At 61.8% G+C, this 15,189-nt stretch carries 18 protein-coding genes; 1 reads left to right on the top strand and 17 read right to left on the bottom strand.

Annotated features, from left to right (window positions below; translation table 11 throughout):
* Positions 1 to 17: 17 nt before the first annotated feature.
* The 6 genes from folK to thpR all read right to left on the bottom strand — a co-directional run bounded on the left by folK (position 18) and on the right by thpR (position 4,755).
* Positions 18 to 497 carry a 2-amino-4-hydroxy-6-hydroxymethyldihydropteridine diphosphokinase gene (gene folK / locus GRPL_RS25080; protein WP_032698131.1) on the bottom strand — a complete coding sequence of 160 codons (480 nt, stop codon included), beginning with the start codon at positions 495 to 497 and terminating at the stop codon, positions 18 to 20.
* Entirely contained in the window at positions 494 to 1,888 is a 1,395-nt protein-coding gene (gene pcnB, locus GRPL_RS25085) for a polynucleotide adenylyltransferase PcnB (RefSeq protein WP_071824645.1), read from the bottom strand. The genes folK and pcnB overlap by 4 nt, the downstream gene beginning before the upstream one ends.
* A gap of 50 nt (positions 1,889 to 1,938) precedes the next feature.
* Complete coding sequence (gene gluQRS / locus GRPL_RS25090) at positions 1,939 to 2,820, bottom strand: tRNA glutamyl-Q(34) synthetase GluQRS (RefSeq protein WP_032698130.1); 882 nt, start codon at positions 2,818 to 2,820, stop codon at positions 1,939 to 1,941.
* A 62-nt stretch (positions 2,821 to 2,882) separates the two neighbouring features.
* On the bottom strand, positions 2,883 to 3,338 hold the full coding sequence (gene dksA / locus GRPL_RS25095) for an RNA polymerase-binding protein DksA (RefSeq protein ID WP_032689443.1): 456 nt from the start codon (positions 3,336 to 3,338) through the stop codon (positions 2,883 to 2,885).
* Between the two features lie 164 nt (positions 3,339 to 3,502).
* Entirely contained in the window at positions 3,503 to 4,219 is a 717-nt protein-coding gene (gene sfsA / locus GRPL_RS25100; protein ID WP_032689442.1) for a DNA/RNA nuclease SfsA, read from the bottom strand.
* Positions 4,219 to 4,755 carry an RNA 2',3'-cyclic phosphodiesterase gene (thpR, locus tag GRPL_RS25105; protein WP_032689441.1) on the bottom strand — a complete coding sequence of 179 codons (537 nt, stop codon included), beginning with the start codon at positions 4,753 to 4,755 and terminating at the stop codon, positions 4,219 to 4,221. The genes sfsA and thpR overlap by 1 nt, the downstream gene beginning before the upstream one ends.
* A gap of 72 nt (positions 4,756 to 4,827) precedes the next feature.
* Here thpR and hrpB point away from each other — a divergent pair, with 72 nt between their 5' ends.
* The gene (hrpB, locus tag GRPL_RS25110) at positions 4,828 to 7,257 is read left to right on the top strand and encodes an ATP-dependent helicase HrpB (RefSeq protein ID WP_032698129.1); all 2,430 of its coding nucleotides are present in this window, start codon (positions 4,828 to 4,830) and stop codon (positions 7,255 to 7,257) included.
* Positions 7,258 to 7,277: 20 nt separating this feature from the next.
* Here the strand turns inward: hrpB and GRPL_RS25115 are convergent, their stop codons facing one another.
* From GRPL_RS25115 to GRPL_RS25165, 11 genes are all read right to left on the bottom strand, one after another.
* Positions 7,278 to 8,075 carry a prepilin peptidase gene (locus GRPL_RS25115; RefSeq protein WP_032689439.1) on the bottom strand — a complete coding sequence of 266 codons (798 nt, stop codon included), beginning with the start codon at positions 8,073 to 8,075 and terminating at the stop codon, positions 7,278 to 7,280.
* A gap of 14 nt (positions 8,076 to 8,089) precedes the next feature.
* The gene (locus GRPL_RS25120) at positions 8,090 to 8,830 is read right to left on the bottom strand and encodes a type II secretion system protein N (protein ID WP_032698128.1); all 741 of its coding nucleotides are present in this window, start codon (positions 8,828 to 8,830) and stop codon (positions 8,090 to 8,092) included.
* Positions 8,820 to 9,314: a type II secretion system protein M gene (locus GRPL_RS25125; RefSeq protein WP_032698127.1), complete on the bottom strand. Its 495-nt coding sequence runs from the start codon at positions 9,312 to 9,314 to the stop codon at positions 8,820 to 8,822. The genes GRPL_RS25120 and GRPL_RS25125 overlap by 11 nt, the downstream gene beginning before the upstream one ends.
* The gene (gene gspL / locus GRPL_RS25130; RefSeq protein ID WP_032698126.1) at positions 9,307 to 10,509 is read right to left on the bottom strand and encodes a type II secretion system protein GspL; all 1,203 of its coding nucleotides are present in this window, start codon (positions 10,507 to 10,509) and stop codon (positions 9,307 to 9,309) included. The genes GRPL_RS25125 and gspL overlap by 8 nt, the downstream gene beginning before the upstream one ends.
* Positions 10,496 to 11,482, bottom strand: coding sequence for a type II secretion system minor pseudopilin GspK (gene gspK / locus GRPL_RS25135; protein ID WP_032698125.1), 987 nt, complete (start codon positions 11,480 to 11,482; stop codon positions 10,496 to 10,498). Before gspK ends, gspL begins: the two co-directional genes overlap by 14 nt.
* Positions 11,479 to 12,075, bottom strand: coding sequence for a type II secretion system minor pseudopilin GspJ (gene gspJ, locus GRPL_RS25140; protein ID WP_032697303.1), 597 nt, complete (start codon positions 12,073 to 12,075; stop codon positions 11,479 to 11,481). Before gspJ ends, gspK begins: the two co-directional genes overlap by 4 nt.
* The gene (gspI, locus tag GRPL_RS25145; protein WP_032698124.1) at positions 12,075 to 12,440 is read right to left on the bottom strand and encodes a type II secretion system minor pseudopilin GspI; all 366 of its coding nucleotides are present in this window, start codon (positions 12,438 to 12,440) and stop codon (positions 12,075 to 12,077) included. The genes gspJ and gspI overlap by 1 nt, the downstream gene beginning before the upstream one ends.
* Positions 12,437 to 12,955 (bottom strand): type II secretion system minor pseudopilin GspH, encoded by a 519-nt coding sequence (gspH, locus tag GRPL_RS25150; protein WP_032689433.1) that lies wholly within the window; start codon positions 12,953 to 12,955, stop codon positions 12,437 to 12,439. The genes gspI and gspH overlap by 4 nt, the downstream gene beginning before the upstream one ends.
* Positions 12,955 to 13,377: a type II secretion system major pseudopilin GspG gene (gene gspG, locus GRPL_RS25155; protein ID WP_032697285.1), complete on the bottom strand. Its 423-nt coding sequence runs from the start codon at positions 13,375 to 13,377 to the stop codon at positions 12,955 to 12,957. Before gspG ends, gspH begins: the two co-directional genes overlap by 1 nt.
* Before the next feature lie 20 nt (positions 13,378 to 13,397).
* Positions 13,398 to 14,612 carry a type II secretion system inner membrane protein GspF gene (gene gspF / locus GRPL_RS25160; protein ID WP_032698123.1) on the bottom strand — a complete coding sequence of 405 codons (1,215 nt, stop codon included), beginning with the start codon at positions 14,610 to 14,612 and terminating at the stop codon, positions 13,398 to 13,400.
* A gap of 1 nt (position 14,613) precedes the next feature.
* On the bottom strand, positions 14,614 to 15,189 hold a 576-nt coding region (locus GRPL_RS25165; RefSeq protein WP_032698122.1), incomplete at its 5' end, for a GspE/PulE family protein.

Genomic DNA, 15,189 nt, shown 5'->3' with positions numbered 1-15,189 from the left:
AAATGGGGAAGGGGGAACTACCAGATCGCCGGCTTTTCGGCGCCGAGGTTTTCCAGCGCCTGGCGCAGAGTGGCGCCGTCGGGGAAATGAAGCGTCGGGGCAATCTCATACAGCGGCCACAGCATAAAGCCGCGGTTTTTCATATCGTAGTGCGGTACCGTCAGGCGCTCGCTGTTAATCACGGCATCGCCAAACAGCATGATATCGAGATCCAGCGTACGAGGGCCCCAGCGTTCGGCTTTGCGTTGACGGCCCTGCTGCAGCTCGATGCGCTGGGTATGCTCCAGCAAGGCTTCAGCCTGCAGTTCCGTCTCCAGGGCGACGGCGGCATTGAGGTAGTCAGGCTGATCCTGCGGCCCCAGCGGCGGCGTGCGGTAAAAAGAGGAGACCGCAACCATCCGGCTGTCTGGAATGGCAGCCAGCGCCGTCACGGCAGCGTTGACCTGCTCCAGAGGAGAAGCCAGATTGCTGCCGATCGCGATGTAGACGCGGGTCATGCGCCACCCTGACGCGGGGTGCGTTTACGCGGGCGACGATGGCGGCGGCGCGGTGCGGGTTCGTCATCGAGCTCGTTAAGCATCTCTTTTTGATCTGGCGGCGCGGCAACCTGGAACTCGCCCCACCATTTGGTCAGACGCTGCAGTTCGCCATTTTTCTCGGCGCCGGCACGCAGCTCCAGCAGATCGTAGGCGGCGCGGAATTTCGGATGTTCCATCAGCTTCCAGGCGCGTTTGCCCTGGCGGCGGGACATGCGCAGCTGCAGCTGCCAGATATCGCGTACCAGAGTGGTAATACGCTTCGGAATGGCCAGCGTACGGCAGGCTTCATCCAGCACATCGTTCATCGCCAGCGCGAAAGCGTCGTTGTAGGCCAGACCGCTCTCCTGGGTGATTTTCTGCGCCATTTCCAGCAGCGGATACCAGAACATGACCGCAAACAGGAACGCCGGGTTAACGCGCATATCGTTATGGATGCGGTTATCGGTATTCTTCAGCACCTGGGTAATGATGTGTTCCATCGGGCTATCGCCGCGCTCGGTAAAGTAGCGGGTGATGGTCGGGAACAGCGGCTGGAACAGGTTATATTCGCGCAGCAGCATGTAGGTATCATAGCCATAGCCCGCCTGCAGCAGCTTCAGCACTTCTTCGAACAGACGCGCCGGGGGAACGTCATGGAGCAGCGCGGCAAGACGCGGAATCGGCTCGGCGGTTTCCGCGCTGATGTTCATATTCAGCTTGGCGGCAAAGCGCACAGCGCGCAGCATGCGGACCGGATCTTCGCGGTAGCGGGTTTCCGGATCGCCAATCAGGCGAATCATGCCCTCCTGCAGATCTTTCATGCCGCCGACGTAGTCGCGCACGGTAAAATCGGCCACGCTGTAATACAGGCTGTTAATGGTGAAGTCGCGACGCTGGGCATCTTCTTCGATCGATCCGAAGATGTTGTCGCGCAGCAGCATCCCGTTCTGGCCGCGCTGTGAAGTCACACGATCGGTGGTGTGCCCTTCATGGTGGCCGCGGAAGGTGGCGACTTCGATGATTTCCGGCCCGAACATCACGTGCGCCAGGCGGAAACGACGACCCACCAGACGACAGTTGCGGAACAGTTTACGAACCTGATCCGGCGTCGCGCTGGTTGTCACGTCAAAATCTTTAGGTTTTTTACCAAGCAGAAGGTCACGTACGCCACCGCCGACGAGATAGGCTTCATAGCCCGCCTTGTTCAGTCGATAGAGCACCTTGAGGGCATTATCACTGATATCTTTGCGGGAAATTGCATGCTGTTCACGCGGGATAACCGTCATATGCGTTTGTTCAACGGCGGCTTCTGCGTCGCGCTCTTCACGGCTTAGCACCTTACGGCAAAAATTAGCGACTCGGGTAAAAATGTTGCACCTCGTAGTGTCAGACGGACTTCAGGACAAAAAATAGCGGCTAATCATAGCTCAGCGAGAGTCATTTGAGAATGCTGGATTTTTTGCAGGTCCCAGTTGGCTACCGCATTCTTCAGTAAATCCTCAATACTTAACGCTCGCCATTCCTGCTCAATATCCTGATTAAGAAACATTAACGCCCGCATAATTTCGGGACGCGGATCGCCCTCCGGCAGCGCCGGGGCGTGGTTTTGTTTGGAGAGTTTATTCCCCTGGGCATTCACCGCCAGCGGCAGATGGACATAGTCCGGAGCCTGCCAGCCAAAATGCTGATACAGCGAAATCTGGCGCACCGTCGGTTCGATAAGATCCGCCCCGCGGACGATTTCGCTGACTCCCTGGAAATGATCGTCCACGACCACCGCAAGATTATAGGCGAACAGACCGTCGCGGCGGTGGATAATGAAATCTTCCCGCGCCAGCGCCTCATCGGCGACGAGGGTACCGCGCAGACGGTCATAAAACGCGAGGACCGGTCGCGTCTGACGTAAGCGCAGGGCGGCGTCGTTGGCGCCGAGTCGTAAATCGCGGCAGTGGCCGTCATACACGCCGCCGACGGCGTGAATACGGGCCCGGGTACAGGTGCAGTAATAGCAAAGCCCCTGTTCATGCAGCCAGGCCAGCCGCTCGCGGTAGGCTTCGTGACGCTGCGACTGCCACAGCACTTCGCCGTCCCAGTGCAGGCCGTAGTGCTCCAGCTGGCGCAGAATCGTACTGGCGGCGCCGGGGACTTCACGCGGCGGATCGATATCTTCAATGCGTACGCGCCAGATACCGTTTTGCGCACGGGCCTGAAGATAGCTGCCGAGTGCGGCAATCAGAGAGCCGAAGTGGAGTTCGCCGGAAGGTGAGGGGGCAAAGCGGCCAATATAGTGTGAGTCATTCATGGGTGACTAATAAAACATGTAGGCGGGAGAGACTCCCGCCGGAGATACGATAGCGAAGCGGATTAGCCAGCCATCTGCTTTTCGCGAATTTCCGCCAGCGTTTTGCAGTCGATGCACAGGTCAGCGGTCGGACGCGCTTCCAGACGGCGAATGCCAATCTCAACGCCACAGGATTCGCAGAAGCCGAAATCCTCGTCTTCGACTTTCTTCAGCGTTTTCTCGATCTTTTTGATCAGTTTACGTTCGCGGTCGCGGTTACGCAGTTCCAGGCTGAATTCTTCTTCCTGAGCGGCACGGTCTACCGGATCCGGGAAGTTAGCTGCTTCATCCTGCATGTGCGATACGGTGCGATCCACTTCATCCCTGAGTTGATTACGCCATGCTTCAAGAATACGCCTGAAGTGCGCCAGCTGGGCTTCGTTCATATACTCTTCGCCCGGCTTCTCTTGATATGGCTCCACCCCAGCGATGGCGAGAATACTCAGGGACGATGTTTTACGGTTTTGCCCTTCTTGCATGTTGCTTCTCCTTAACACGCACTATCGATCCCCATGTTGGGGGAAAAATCAGGCCGCTATAAATAGCAGATGCTTTTCCGGATAGCAATTATCTAAACGTTACACTTGACAACCCTGTGAAGAAAAGCGTATTTGCGCTCGCGACCCGGACACAATTTAGCCGTTTATTTACCGGGGGTTAACACCGCGGTAATCGGCTTATTCAGAGTCATCATTTCAGTAGAAAGTTCCGCTTTATAAACGAGAATTTCTACCCCCTTGGTTTGCGCCTCAATCAACAGCTGTGCGTATCTGGCATCAATATGATGCGCGGGTGAGAAACGGTCGATCGCCGAATGGAGCACGGCGAACAAGATTACGGCCCGGTCGCCTGCCGCCGCCACGCTCATCAGCTCCCGAAGGTGCTTTTGACCGCGCTCGGTCACAGCATCGGGGAAATAACCGCTTTCATTTTCCGCCAACGTAACCGATTTCACTTCAATATAGCAGTTTTGTCGCTCTTCTGCCTGTAACATAATATCGATACGACTCTTTTCCTCGCCGTATTTTACTTCACTTTTCAGCGTGTTATATCCAGAAAGTTCGACAATGCTCCCCGCAAGTATCGCCTCTTTTGCCAGTATATTCGCGCGTAAAGTATTAACACAAATTATTGCGCCCCGCTGGGTTTGCGTTAATTCCCAGGTATGGGCGTATTTGCGTTTCGGGTTATCCGACGTGGAGTACCAGACGGTATCGCCGGGGGTCGCGCAGCCGGTCATCGCGCCGGTATTCGGGCAGTGTAGCGTAAGCTCCCGACCGTCGGGGGTGACCACATCCGCCAAAAACCGTTTGTAACGCTTAATCAGGATGGCGGATTGTAAAGGTGGAGTGAACTGCATCAGCTTTCCTTGTTAAAGGGATAACGTTCCAGCGCGGTATAGCGGGTGCGTCCGCGGGAAAAACGGGATTCATAAAGCACAAACTCACTGACGGCAAAAGTCCAGCTGAAGCCCGGCGGCGGAATGGGCACCGCGTGGCGGGCTTCGCGCAGCAGGGTGATATGCGGATGAAACGGCTGCGGGCTTTGATAGCAGCCGCTACGTGCCGCCTGGGCGCGCAGCATGTTAGCCAGCTGTAGCAGGCCGCGCGGAGGCCGGCGGGTGCCGAGCCACACCACGCGGGAACGCAGCCACTGGCCGGCATCGTCGAGCGTGAGCGTAAAACCGGGCTGGCGGATGCGCCCGGCCAGCGCCGCCAGCGCACGCTGCTTGTCCGCGCTGACTTCGCCGAGAAAGGCCAGCGTCAGGTGCAGGTTATCTGCGGCCACCGGCCGTCCGGCATCTTCCGGAAAGTTCGCCGCGCGCCAGTGAACGATTTGCCGCTGGGCTTCAGCAGGCAGCTCAAGGGCGAAAAACAGCCTTTTCGGCTCGGACATGATAGAGACTCGGTAATGAATTATCAGGATGCTACAATGCTTGCCCTCAAATGTTAACCTCCGGAGCCATTCGTGTCCCAATTGCCGGTTGCCGCCGTCCTCCCTGAACTTCTTTCCGCACTGCAGCAGGCGCCGCAGGTATTGCTCAATGCGCCAACCGGCGCCGGGAAATCGACCTGGCTGCCGCTGCAAATACTCGCCGATGGCCATATCGACGGGCGCATTATTCTGCTGGAGCCGCGGCGATTAGCCGCCCGCAACGTGGCACAACGTCTGGCGGAGCTGCTGGGTGAGAAACCGGGGGTGACCGTCGGCTACCGGATGCGCGCGGAAACCTGCATCGGACCGAATACGCGACTGGAGGTAGTGACTGAAGGCATTCTGACGCGGATGATCCAGCACGATCCCGAACTGAGCGGCGTCGGGCTGGTGATCCTCGATGAGTTCCACGAGCGCAGCCTGCAGGCGGATCTGGCGCTGGCGCTGCTGCTGGATGTCCAGCAGGGGCTACGGGAGGATCTTAAACTGCTGATTATGTCAGCGACGCTGGATAACGATCGTCTGCAGCGGCTGCTGCCTTCGGCGCCGACAATCTGCTCTGAAGGGCATGCGTTCCCGGTGGAAAAACGCTTTCAGGCGCTTGCCGCGCATCAGCGTTTCGATGAAGCGGTCGCCATCGCCGCTGCGGAACTGCTGCGCCAGGAGCGCGGCTCGATGCTGCTGTTCCTCCCGGGCGTGGGGGAAATTCAGCGGGTGCAGGCGCAGCTGGCCGAACGGGTGGCCGACGATGTGGTGCTCTGTCCGCTGTACGGTGCGCTGCCGCTGAGCGAGCAGCGTAAAGCGATTCTCCCGGCCGCCGAAGGTCAGCGCAAAGTGGTGCTGGCGACCAATATCGCCGAGACCAGCTTAACCATCGAAGGCATCCGGCTGGTGGTCGATAGCGCCCAGGAGCGCGTCGCCCGCTTTGATGCCCGTACCGGCTTAACCCGACTGATTACGCAACGCATCAGCCAGGCGTCAATGACCCAACGCGCCGGTCGCGCCGGCCGTCTGGAGCCGGGGATTTGTCTGCATTTAATCGGCAAAGAACAGGCGGAACGCGCGGCGGCACAGAGCGATCCTGAGATACTGCACAGCGATCTCTCAGCGCTGCTGCTGGAGCTTTTACAGTGGGGATGCCGCGATCCGGCGCAGCTGCACTGGCTCGATTTACCGCCTGAGGCAAACCTGGCAGCGGCCCGACGCTTGCTGACGGCGCTATCGGCGCTGGAGGGCGACAGGTTATCGGCGCGCGGGCGCCAAATGGCCACCCTGGGTAATGACCCGCGTCTCGCGGCCATGTTGACGGCGGCAGCCGATCCGGATGATGCGGCGACCGCGGCGAAACTGGCGGCGATCCTCGAAGAGCCTCCGCGCGGCGGAAACAGCGATCTCGGCGCGGCGTTTGCCCGCCAGCAGCCGAACTGGCAGCAGCGGGCGCAGCAGCTTTTGAAGCGGCTGGGCAGCCGTGATGGTCAGCCCGATGCACAGCGCCTGGCGCCGCTGCTGGCGCCGGCATTTGTCGACCGGATCGCCCGTCGCCGCGGTCAGGAAGGGCGCTATCAGCTCGCCAACGGGATGGGGGCGATGCTGGACGCCGACGATGCGCTCGGGCGCCACGAATGGCTGATTGCGCCTCTGCTCCTGCAGGGAAGCGCCTCGCCGGACGCGCGGATCCTCCTGGCGCTGCCGCTGGATGTCAATGCGCTGCTGGCGCAGTGCCCCGGGTTGGCGCAGCGTTCCGATACCGTCGAATGGGATGAGGCGCAGGGGACGCTGAAGGCCTGGCGACGTACCTGTATCGGTCAACTGGTGTTAAAAACCCAGCCGCTGGCGAAACCCTCGGAAGAGGAGCTGCATCAGGCGATGCTCAACGGCATCCGCGATAAGGGCCTCGGCGTGCTTAACTGGACGCCGGAAGCCGAACAGCTGCGTCTGCGCCTGCTCTGCGCGGCACAATGGCTGCCAGAAGAGGCGTGGCCGGCCGTCGACGACGCCTCGCTACTGGACTCGCTTGAAGCCTGGCTGCTACCGCAGATGAGCGGAGTGCACTCGCTGCGCGCGCTGAAAGCGTTGGATGTACGCCAGGCGCTACAAAACTGGCTGCCGTGGTCATTGCGACAGAAGCTGGACAGCGAACTGCCAACCCATTACACGGTGCCGACCGGGAGCCGGATAGCGATCCGCTACCATGCCGATAATCCGCCCGCGCTGGCGGTACGTATGCAGGAGATGTTCGGCGAAGCCGCCACGCCGACGATAGCCCAGGGCCGGATCGCGCTGGTGCTGGAGCTGCTGTCGCCTGCGCAGCGTCCGCTGCAGATTACCCGCGACCTCAGCGCTTTCTGGCAGGGGACCTATCGCGAGGTGCAAAAAGAGATGAAGGGGCGTTATCCCAAACATGTCTGGCCGGACGACCCGGCCAATACCGCGCCGACGCGGCGCACCAAAAAGTATTCGTAACCGGGCTTGTCGAGCTCCGGTTACAGCGTCTGAGTCCACAGAAACAGGCCGCTGCCCGCCAGCGCCAGCCAGGGGCCGAAGGCCAGCGGCTGATCCAGGGACTGGAGGGTGATCCGCCGTTGCAGCAAGGTCCAGATCAGGCCGCTGGCCGAGGCGCACAGCAGCGTCTGCGGCAGGATCTGCCAGCCTGACCATGCGCCGAGTGCCGCCAGCAACTTAAAATCTCCGTATCCGAGCGCCTCTTTGCCGGTCAACAGGCGAAACAGCCAGTAAACCGTCCACAGCGATAAATAGCCCGTCATGGCGCCGATCACCGCTTCGCTGAGCGGAACAAACGTGCCGTTGAGATTAAACAGCAGACCGGCCCACAGCAGCGGCAGAGTCAGCCGATCCGGCAGGAGCTGAGTCTGGCCGTCGATGATCGCCAGCACCAGCAGCGTGGAGAGCAGGATCAGACCCCCCAACAGCGGTAACCCCGGCGTCAGGAGATATCCGGCCAGCACAAATAGCAGTCCGCTGGCCAGTTCCGTCAGCGGATAGCGCTGGGAAATGGGCGCCTGGCAGCAGCGGGCGCGTCCTTTGAGTGAGAGATAGCTGAGCAGAGGAATGTTATCCCGCCAGATGAGAGGCCGCTGGCACTGGGGGCAGAAGGAGGCGGGAACGCACAGGTTGAATCGTGCGGACTCTTCCTGCCGCATCATCAGCGGCAAACGGTGGATAACCACGTTAAAAAAGCTGCCAAACGTCAGGCCGAAAATAAACAAAAATCCGCCCCATAACAGGGGGAACTGCAACGAAAATGCGCTAAGTAGCGTCATGATGTCTCCTGTGATTACCATTTCCCCTGCAGTTGCCAGGGGATGCGTCCCTGCTCATCCTGGCGCTGATGTTGGGCAACGAGCAGGGTGAGGAGGGCTGGGGTTGACTGACGTGTCTGCAGCTTGCCGTGAAAGGCGTAGCGACCATCGGGGCTCAGGGTGCCCTGGCCAGTGAGGCTGAGCTGATGAGAGTCCTGGCTGAGGGTGAGCGCCAGCGCCCCTGCGGGCGTGCAGCTAAATTTGCCGCTTACGCGGGCCAGCTCGAGGGAGCCGGCCGGGGAGCTTAGCTGCGCTTCCTGCCACTGCAGGCGGCCGCCGGACACCTGCTGGCAGCCGGCCTGGTTAAAGCGACCTTCCGACAGGTTCAGGGCGATCTGGCCGCTGGCCTCGGCCGGCAGCGCCGGCGTGAGCCAGCGCCTGGCAAGGTTGGCGGGGATGATCAAAAGGCCGTTCTGCAAGCGGAGCGTGGTCATTCCATAGAGCGAGACGTGTCCGCGTAAGCCGTCGGGATCGTCGAGCGTGACCCGCCAGCCGGGAAGGCCGGAAGAGAAGGTCAGCGTCCAGCGAAGGTGGGCGAGGCGAACGCCGCGCCAGGCTAACTGCCGGGCCTCACCGTGCCAAACGGTTCCGCTGAGCTCGCCGACTCTGACGCCGTCCGGCAGGGCGAAAGTCAGCAGACGGGCCGGCGCGGTCAACAGCAGCCAACACAGATACATTCCCGCGAGCAGCAGGCCGAACGCGACTTTACGGGGCATGCGGACGCTCCAGCACCAGGGTCGTCACCGTCACCCAACCGGGTTGCGTCGGTTGAGCGCTGACGGCCAGAGAAGAGGCGAAGATGCCCTGGCGGGCGAGGGCGTCCAGCCATGTCATCAGCGCCTGAAAAGTGCAGGCCGGCAAGGTCACGTTCACCCGGGCGCCCTGCGGCTGTAGCCGGACAATCGCCAGCTCCAGGCGGGTGGCTTCACGCATGATGGCGGCGGAGAGATCCTCCTTCGTCGCGGTCGCGGCCCCCGGTGTCTGGCGGGCTAGCTGCTGGAGCCGGGGCGTTTGCTGCTGCATCCAGCGCAGGGTTGCCTGCTCTCTGACGAGCGTTTGTTGCCAGCGGGCTTCCCGACTGAGCCACGGCTGCCAGAGCGCGTACCAGATGATGCCCACCGCCAGCAGCAGGCCCATGCCGATTAACAGGCGCTGTTCGCGACGGGTGCGCTGTTGCCATAACATAACCCAATCAGCCATCGTTGCCCTCCAGCGTCAGACGCCCTTCAATTCCGTCGGGGCGGGGCTTCATTTCTCCAGTCCGCACGCGAAAACCGGCCTGTGCGCGGGTGGTGAACTGCTCCAGCGCCCGTGAAGAAACCGCCGAAATATCGAGCTGAAGCGCATTGCGCGCGGCATCCCAGGTCAACGACCGCAGCTGAATCCCCGGGGTGTCGGAGACCATATTTTGCAAGCTGCGAATATGGGCGGCCAGCGGTGAGGCGGCGGTTGTCGCTTCCAACTGGTGCAGGTGCTGCTGCATCTGCAGGCGCGGGTTGATAACATTTTTATCGTTTTTGAACCACTGGCGATAAAACGCCCGGCTGGCCTCCTGGACCGCATCCGCCTGGCGGCTCAGGGCAAGGTGGTCAAGCACGGCATTGGTGCTCCACAGCAGCATCAGCGCTGCCGCCGCGGCGAGCGTCGGGCGCCAGCGCCGGCCGGCCGGCTGCCAGCGACGCTTTGGTGCAAAGGTCCCCTGACGTAAACAGATCTGCCGGGCCGCCGGGTTCGCCGCCGCCAGAGCGAGCACATCCTGCGGTGCGAGCGCGTGCCAGGGGGCGGAGATGGCAGGCGGTGGGGAATAGCAATCGATCGGCGGCAGCGTTTCCCAGGCCGCGAGTACTTCCGCAAGCCACGGGGTTTCTACCGCCATCCCGCACCAGGCGTCCTGGCGAATCAGCCATTGGTCATCGGCCTGTACCGCGCTCCAGCGATCGGGGAGGCAGGGCAGCGTCAATACATCCGGCGTCAGCGCGAGAATATGAAGCCGTAGTTCGTCGCAGCGGGCGAGCCAGGCGGCCATCTTCTGCCGCGCTATCGCCGCGACGGCACAGCGCTCACGCTGACGGTGGAGCAGGGCGAAGTGGGTCTCGTCGACGTCGGTGGCCAGCTGCTCTTCCAGTAAAAACGGCACCACCTGTTGTGGAGCTTTGCGCAGACCCGCCGGGAGCGTGACGTGGTGGAAGGCGCAGTCGCTGGCCGGGACCAGTACCCAGGCGGGATAGCGTTGCGCCAGTTCGGGGAGCGTAGCGTCAGCGCCGGTGGCGGACCACTCGCCGCAGGCTTCCCGTTGCGGGTCACCCGGGCAGACCAGTCGCCAGGCGACGGGGCGCTCGGGGGCAGCAAGACGCACAATGAGCATCTCTCGCTGTGCGGTTTTATCGTGATTCATCGGCCACCCTATAGAGTCCATAATGCCGCTGGATAATACGGAAAGTACGACCTTCTTTTTGCAGGACACTCCGCTGCTGATAACGCGTGCTGCCCATCACCACGGTGAAGGCGGCCACAAACCGTTGACTGTGAACCGTCAGCCACGGGCGGGCGGCGGCGGTATCGCTTTGCTGTAAAGCTGGCAGGGCCAGGAAAGCGGCAACGCTGTTCCAGCCGCTGCGCGGGCGATCCTGCAGCAGCTGGCGCGCCTGCTGGAGATTGACGCCGGTAGGAAAGAGCGCCATCAGCAGCGGGGCCTGGTCTACCCTGAGCGTATTTACGTTGAGCTGCAGGGCGTCGTCCGGCAGGGCGCAAACAAAGGGCAGCAGGCGCAGATACAGCGCGGCGTCCATTCCGGCAATCAGCCGCAGTTCGCTGACGTCCTGGATCTTCTGATTCGCGGCGAGGTATCCCGGCGAGCGCGCCATGTATACCTCATCTTCGCCGCCGTTGAGGCGCGGTTCCCGGTCGCCATCGATCCAGTCGCGCAGCGCGGCGGTGAGCTGAAGCGCCTGTAGCGGCTCTTCGCCGAGGTTTTCCAGCAGGCGGGTAAAGGCGCGCGCCGGCCAGGGGATCGCTTCGCTTTCCTCGCCGCTGCCGTGGTTGATAGCATTGAGGTTAAAGCAGGCCTGGCCATCGGTGATGGTCGCGTTAATCTCGCCGTCGTTGACCGTGAAGCGGCGTCCTTCCTGCGCCCAGTTTTGCGCCAGATGGGTTTGGTTCGGGGAGTCCAGCGCATCGCGCTGAAGCAGCGCGGCGGCCATGGTTTCCGCGCCTAGCGCATACCATTTCGCCTGCAGGTTATCGAGGGTGGTGGCGGTTTGCTGATAGAGGCGCGCCGTACGCTCGGTCATCGCGCTTGCCAGCACCATCATCAGGGTCAGGATCAGCAGTACCATCAGGAGCGCGACGCCGCGCTGTCGGTGGTTCATTGGCTGGCTCCGGGCGTTATCAGAAACAGGCGCGTGATATCCCCGTAGCCATCCAGCGTCAGGGTGACTTCGAGGCCCAGGGGCAGGCTTTGCGTGTTGTCCCAGCGCTCCTGCCAGCGGCCATTGGCATAGAAGCGTAGACGGAAGGCCTGGATGCCATCTTGCAGGACGTCCACCGTCGGTTCGACGCCGGTGAGCGGGTCCTGCTGATCATAGCTCAGCCGTTCCAGCTGCTGCTGGCGCAGACGGTAGCTGACGTTCTGGATCTCGGAACGCGGCAGCATCCCCAGCGGATTCGGCCAGCCGTTGCGGCTGAAGGCTATCGCCCAGTCATCGCTGTTGAGCTGAAAACGTCCGGCAAAAAAGAGGCTGGCGCTCTCGCGGCTGCGACGCGGGATAATCTGATTGAAGTCGGCGGCCATCTGGCTGAAGGTGCGTTGCAGCGCCTCAACGTGCAGCGTTTTTTCCCGGGTCAGGCTATCGGCGCGGAGGACGTTTTGCAGAACCGCCATCGCAGCGATGCTCAGCGCCGCCAGAATCGCCAGCGCCAGCAGCATCTCCACGAGAGTAAAACCGCGCATCGTGCGTATCATCATGGCTGAGTCACGTAGGTACGTAGCGAAGCGATCGGGGTCTTATCCTGCTTATCGTGACGGACCTCGACATCCAGCGCGCGTAGCTGCGGGATCTCCGTTTCCACGCCTTGCCAGCGGATATACCAGCGGCTTCCCGCCGCCTGTACCTCGGTTTCCGAGCTGCTCAGCGCCGGCCAGCGGTTTTCCAGCTTCAGCTGCACCAGCTGGTTATCGGCGAGCCAGCCGGCGAGGGTTTTCTCTTCCATCCGCCCCATGTGGCGGGTCTGCTGGAGGGTCGCCTGCATGACGGAGAGCCCGGCCAGGGCGAAGACCACCAGGGCGACCATGACTTCGATGAGCGTCATTCCGGATTGTGCTTTCATCGTCCATCATCCTGTCGGGCTGAGCGGATTGCGCCGCGGGCATCGACGGCAATCCCTTCGGCGCTGCCGATCTGCAGCTGAAACGGCGTGACTTCGCCGCCGGGAAACAGCAGGACATCGGGCTGTTCGCCCGGCGTCCATTGGGCATCATGCGGGAAGCTCAGGGTCAGTTTTCCCGATGCGACCTGGCCTGCGGTGGCGACGCGGCCCGGCGGCAGCGGCAGCCAGCGATAACCGTACCAGCTCTCCTCCGTAGCGGGATTCGCCGCAGCGTCATCGCGCGGTTGCAGCAGCATAAACTGCCAGCGATCGGGGTGAATCGAGATGCCAAAGAACTGGCCGGTCTGGAGCCCGCGTTCGCGGATAAAGCGCAGCTGCGTCTGAAATCGCTCAAGAGTGTGCGCCGCGTCATCCTCGCGTGATGTCGGAAACGCCAGCATCACCATGCCCGCGCTGACGCCCATCAACAGCAAAATGAGCATCATTTCCAGTAACGTGAAGCCGCGCTGTCGCACTATTTTTTCCCGATATTCCAGTTGCCAATATCGTCATTGGTATCCGGCATCCCGTCAGGGCCAACGCTAAATACGTCGATCTGACCGTGCTGGCCGGGGCTGAGCAGCTGATAGTCGTTGCCCCACGGATCCTGAGGCAGGCGGCGGATATAGCCGCCCTCCGGGTAGTTACGCGCCTGCGGCTCGGCGTCAGGCCGGCTGACCAGCGCCTGGAGACCCTGCTCGCTATTGGGGTAGCGACTGTTGTCCAGTTTGTACATATCCAGCGCCCCCTCCAGCGCCACCAGATCGCTGACCACCTTCTGGCGATCCGCTTTTTCTTTGTTGCCCATTAAGTTGGGCACCACCAGGCTGGCGAGAATGCCGAGGATGACAATCACCACCATAATTTCCAGTAACGTGAAGCCGCGCTGCCGTTGCATATTTTTCTCCATTAAGACAATTACATACTCATAAGGGTGTTGAGTTGCAGGATCGGTTGCAGGATCGCCAGAACGATAAACAGCACCATTCCAGCCATTGCCACCACCAGCAAAGGTTCAAACAGGCTGAGCGCCATCTGAATTTGCGCGCTCAGTTCGCGGTCCTGGTTGTCGGCGGCACGTTCGAGCATGCCGTTGAGTTCTCCGCTCTGTTCGCCGCTGGCCACCATGTAGCGCATCATCGGCGGGAAGAGGGCGGTCATTTCCAGGGCGCGATGCAGGCTAATGCCTTCGCGTACCGACTCCGTGGCCGCCTCCAGCTGGCGGCGTGCCCACGCGTTGCTCAGCACTTCCGCGCTGATGCGCATCGACAGCAGCAGCGGAACGGCGCTGGCGTTCAGAATGCTTAAGGTTCGGGCATAGCGGGCGCTGTTGATGCTGCGGGCGACCCGACCGATCAGCGGCAGGCGCAGCAGCTGTTTGTGCCACAGCAGACGTCGCGTGGGCTGACGTAAGGCGTAGTGCAGCAGCAGGCCTCCGCCGATCAGCGCCAGCAACAGCCAGGGGCCGGCGGTGCGGACCAGATCGCTGAGGGCCATCAACAGGCGGGTTGAGAACGGCAGCGCCTGCTTCATATGGACAAACTGATCGACGACTTTGGGCACCACCGTGGAGAGCAAAATGGCGATCACGCTGATGGCGACCAGCGTCAGGACGATAGGGTAGATCATCGCCTGCAGCAGACGGGCGCGCAGCTGCTGGCGCTGTTCGGTATAGTCCGCCAGTCGGTTCAGGACGCTGTCAAGATGACCGGAAGTTTCCCCGGCGGCCACCATGGCGCAGTACAGCTGATCAAAACAGCCCGGATAACCGCGCATGGATTCCGCCAGCGAATGGCCTTCAAGCACCTTGCCGCGCACGCCCGCCATCAGGGTCCTGAGAGGGGCTTTTTCGCACTGCTGCGCCACGGCATCCAGCGCTTTCTCGAGCGGGATGGCGGCCGCCACCAGCGTGGCCAGCTGGCGGGTCAGCAAGGCCAGATCGCTGGCACTGGTGCGCCGCGTCAGCAGCGATCGAGGGGAGCCCGGCGTTGCCTGCGCGACGGCGTGAATCTCAAGGAGCAGCCAGCCTTTTTCTCGCAGCAGCTGGCGGGCGTGACGGGCGGAATCGGCCTGCTGCACGCCGCGCTGGGTTTTGCCATGCTCATCGAGCGCCTGATAGCGAAAGATAGCCATTTTAGTCTGCTTCTCCCGTGCGCTGTTCGGTCACTCTGACCACCTCTTCCCAACTGGTGATTCCGGCCAGCACCTTGTCCCGCCCGGCATCCCGCAGAGTGGTGTAGTCCGCCCCCAGCTGCTGAATCAGCGTTAATTCATTTTCTCCCCGGTGGATGGCCATGCGCACCCGATCGTCAACCCGCAGCAGTTCATGGATCCCGGTGCGTCCGCGATAGCCGGTAAAACTACACTCCGCGCAGCCGACCGCCCGCCACAGCGGCGTTCCGCGGGCGATGGCCATTTGGCCGGCGGTTTGCGCATCGGCCGGCTGCGACTGGCGGCAGTGCGGGCAAAGGCGGCGCACCAGACGCTGCGACATGACGGCCAGCAGCGACGTGGAGAGCAAAAACGGCTCGACGCCCATATCCTGCAGACGCGAAATGGCCCCCAGCGCGCTGTTGGTATGGAGCGTGGAGAGCACCAGATGTCCGGTCAACGAGGCCTGCACGGCGATCTGCGCCGTCTCGCCATCGCGAATTTCCCCCACCAGCACCACGTCCGGGTCCTGACGCAAAATCGCGCGCAGCCCGCGGGC

This window comes from Klebsiella planticola ATCC 33531 (assembly GCF_000735435.1).
Lineage (GTDB): Bacteria > Pseudomonadota > Gammaproteobacteria > Enterobacterales > Enterobacteriaceae > Klebsiella > Klebsiella planticola.
Note: the sequence above shows the minus strand (reverse complement) of the source record. Positions and strands in the feature narration are given on the sequence as shown.

What these genes read in the sequence shown, in the direction of transcription:
- folK (WP_032698131.1), bottom strand. Translation starts at nt 497, where the DNA reads ATGACCCGCGTCTACATCGCGATCGGCAGCAATCTGGCTTCTCCTCTG.
- gluQRS (WP_032698130.1), bottom strand. Translation starts at nt 2,820, where the DNA reads ATGAATGACTCACACTATATTGGCCGCTTTGCCCCCTCACCTTCCGGC.
- dksA (WP_032689443.1), bottom strand. Translation starts at nt 3,338, where the DNA reads ATGCAAGAAGGGCAAAACCGTAAAACATCGTCCCTGAGTATTCTCGCC.
- sfsA (WP_032689442.1), bottom strand. Translation starts at nt 4,219, where the DNA reads ATGCAGTTCACTCCACCTTTACAATCCGCCATCCTGATTAAGCGTTAC.
- thpR (WP_032689441.1), bottom strand. Translation starts at nt 4,755, where the DNA reads ATGTCCGAGCCGAAAAGGCTGTTTTTCGCCCTTGAGCTGCCTGCTGAA.
- GRPL_RS25115 (WP_032689439.1), bottom strand. Translation starts at nt 8,075, where the DNA reads ATGACGCTACTTAGCGCATTTTCGTTGCAGTTCCCCCTGTTATGGGGC.
- GRPL_RS25120 (WP_032698128.1), bottom strand. Translation starts at nt 8,830, where the DNA reads ATGCCCCGTAAAGTCGCGTTCGGCCTGCTGCTCGCGGGAATGTATCTG.
- GRPL_RS25125 (WP_032698127.1), bottom strand. Translation starts at nt 9,314, where the DNA reads ATGGCTGATTGGGTTATGTTATGGCAACAGCGCACCCGTCGCGAACAG.
- gspL (WP_032698126.1), bottom strand. Translation starts at nt 10,509, where the DNA reads ATGAATCACGATAAAACCGCACAGCGAGAGATGCTCATTGTGCGTCTT.
- gspK (WP_032698125.1), bottom strand. Translation starts at nt 11,482, where the DNA reads ATGAACCACCGACAGCGCGGCGTCGCGCTCCTGATGGTACTGCTGATC.
- gspJ (WP_032697303.1), bottom strand. Translation starts at nt 12,075, where the DNA reads ATGATACGCACGATGCGCGGTTTTACTCTCGTGGAGATGCTGCTGGCG.
- gspI (WP_032698124.1), bottom strand. Translation starts at nt 12,440, where the DNA reads ATGAAAGCACAATCCGGAATGACGCTCATCGAAGTCATGGTCGCCCTG.
- gspG (WP_032697285.1), bottom strand. Translation starts at nt 13,377, where the DNA reads ATGCAACGGCAGCGCGGCTTCACGTTACTGGAAATTATGGTGGTGATT.
- gspF (WP_032698123.1), bottom strand. Translation starts at nt 14,612, where the DNA reads ATGGCTATCTTTCGCTATCAGGCGCTCGATGAGCATGGCAAAACCCAG.